Consider the following 2,991-nt stretch of genomic DNA (forward strand, 5'->3'; position numbering starts at 1 on the left):
ATTAGGTTTGATCCTTTTTTAAAATAATTGGTAAATGCAAGTTTACCGAATGGTTAAGTTAGAAAGGGCGCACGGTGGATGCCTTGGCACTAGGAGCCGATGAAGGACGGGACTAACACCGATATGCTTCGGGGAGCTGTAAGTAAGCTTTGATCCGGAGATTTCCGAATGGGGGAACCCACTCTCCGTAATGGGAGAGTATCTTTACCTGAATACATAGGGTAATGATGGCAGACCCAGGGAACTGAAACATCTTAGTACCTGGAGGAAGAGAAAGCAATTGCGATTCCCTGAGTAGCGGCGAGCGAAACGGGAACAGCCCAAACCAAGAGGCTTGCCTCTTGGGGTTGTAGGACACTCTCTATAAGAGTTACAAATGGATGAAATAAACGAAGCGGTCTGGAAAGACCTGTCAGAGAAGGTAATAACCCTGTAGTTGAAATTTCATCCACTCTTTGAGTGAATCCTGAGTACGGCGGGACACGAGAAATCCCGTCGGAAGCAGGGAGGACCATCTCCCAAGGCTAAATACTCCCTAGTGACCGATAGTGAACCAGTACCGTGAGGGAAAGGTGAAAAGCACCCCGGAAGGGGAGTGAAAGAGATCCTGAAACCGTGTGCCTACAAGTAGTCAGAGCACATTAATGTGTGATGGCGTGCCTTTTGTAGAATGAACCGGCGAGTTACGATTTCATGCGAGGTTAAGCGTATAGCGGAGCCGCAGCGAAAGCGAGTCTGAATAGGGCGAATGAGTATGAGGTCGTAGACCCGAAACCAGGTGATCTACCCATGTCCAGGGTGAAGGTAAGGTAACACTTACTGGAGGCCCGAACCCACGCACGTTGAAAAGTGCGGGGATGAGGTGTGGGTAGCGGAGAAATTCCAATCGAACTTGGAGATAGCTGGTTCTCTCCGAAATAGCTTTAGGGCTAGCCTCAAGGTGAGAGTATTGGAGGTAGAGCACTATTTGGACTAGGGGCCCTCATCGGGTTACCGAATTCAGATAAACTCCGAATGCCAAATACTTATCCTTGGGAGTCAGACTGCGAGTGATAAGATCCGTGGTCAAAAGGGAAACAGCCCAGACCGCCAGTTAAGGTCCCAAAGTATACGTTAAGTGGAAAAGGATGTGGAGTTGCTTAGACAACCAGGATGTTGGCTTAGAAGCAGCCACCATTTAAAGAGTGCGTAATAGCTCACTGGTCGAGTGACTCTGCGCCGAAAATGTACCGGGGCTAAACGTATCACCGAAACTGCGGATGGACACCATTAGGTGTCCGTGGTAGGAGAGCGTTCTAAATGCGTCGAAGCTAGACCGTGAGGACTAGTGGAGCGTTTAGAAGTGAGAATGCCGGTATGAGTAGCGAAAGAAGGGTGAGAATCCCTTCCACCGAATGCCTAAGGTTTCCTGAGGAAGGCTCGTCCGCTCAGGGTTAGTCGGGACCTAAGCCGAGGCCGATAGGCGTAGGCGATGGACAACAGGTTGATATTCCTGTACCACCTTTGATTCGTTTGAGCAATGGAGGGACGCAGGAGGATAGGGTAAGCGCGGCATTGGATGTCCGCGTCCAAGCAGTAAGGCTGACCGTGAGGCAAATCCTTATGGTCACATAAGCTGAGCTGTGATGGCGAGGGAAATTATAGTACCGAAGTTCCTGATTTCACACTGCCTAGAAAAGCTTCTAGCGAGAATCAAGGTGCCCGTACCGCAAACCGACACAGGTAGGCGAGGAGAGAATCCTAAGGTGATCGAGAGAACTCTCGTTAAGGAACTCGGCAAAATGACCCCGTAACTTCGGGAGAAGGGGTGCTCTAGTAGGGTGCAAGCCCGAGAGAGCCGCAGTGAATAGGCCCAGGCGACTGTTTAGCAAAAACACAGGTCTCTGCAAAACCGTAAGGTGAAGTATAGGGGCTGACGCCTGCCCGGTGCTGGAAGGTTAAGAGGAGAGGTTAGCGGCAACGCGAAGCTTTGAATTGAAGCCCCAGTAAACGGCGGCCGTAACTATAACGGTCCTAAGGTAGCGAAATTCCTTGTCGGGTAAGTTCCGACCCGCACGAAAGGCGTAACGATCTGGGCACTGTCTCAACGAGAGACTCGGTGAAATTATAGTACCTGTGAAGATGCAGGTTACCCGCGACAGGACGGAAAGACCCCGTGGAGCTTTACTGTAGCCTGATATTGAATTTTGGTACAGCTTGTACAGGATAGGTAGGAGCCTTGGAAGCCGGAGCGCCAGCTTCGGTGGAGGCGCCCTTGGGATACTACCCTGGCTGTATTGAAATTCTAACCCGCATGCCTTATCGGCATGGGAGACAGTGTCAGGTGGGCAGTTTGACTGGGGCGGTCGCCTCCTAAAGAGTAACGGAGGCGCCCAAAGGTTCCCTCAGAATGGTTGGAAATCATTCGTAGAGTGTAAAGGCACAAGGGAGCTTGACTGCGAGACCTACAAGTCGAGCAGGGACGAAAGTCGGGCTTAGTGATCCGGTGGTTCCGCATGGAAGGGCCATCGCTCAACGGATAAAAGCTACCCCGGGGATAACAGGCTTATCTCCCCCAAGAGTCCACATCGACGGGGAGGTTTGGCACCTCGATGTCGGCTCATCGCATCCTGGGGCTGTAGTCGGTCCCAAGGGTTGGGCTGTTCGCCCATTAAAGCGGTACGCGAGCTGGGTTCAGAACGTCGTGAGACAGTTCGGTCCCTATCCGTCGTGGGCGTAGGAAATTTGAGAGGAGCTGTCCTTAGTACGAGAGGACCGGGATGGACGCACCGCTGGTGTACCAGTTGTCTTGCCAAAGGCATCGCTGGGTAGCTATGTGCGGAAGGGATAAGTGCTGAAAGCATCTAAGCATGAAGCCCCCCTCAAGATGAGATTTCCCTTTAGCGTAAGCTAAGTAAGAACCCTTGAAGATGACAAGGTTGATAGGTCCGAGGTGGAAGTATGGTGACATATGGAGCTGACGGATACTAATCGTTCGAGGACTTAACCAAA

General features: G+C 51.5%; 1 rRNA gene. It reads left to right on the forward strand.

Annotation, left to right across the window (positions count from 1 at the left end):
• Window positions 1-51: 51 nt before the first annotated feature.
• Window positions 52-2,990: ribosomal RNA gene (locus OEV98_RS17715) — 23S ribosomal RNA — on the forward strand.
• Window position 2,991: the final 1 nt, after the last annotated feature.

The organism is Perspicuibacillus lycopersici, assembly GCF_025660475.1.
Taxonomy (GTDB): domain Bacteria; phylum Bacillota; class Bacilli; order Bacillales; family Caldibacillaceae; genus Perspicuibacillus; species Perspicuibacillus lycopersici.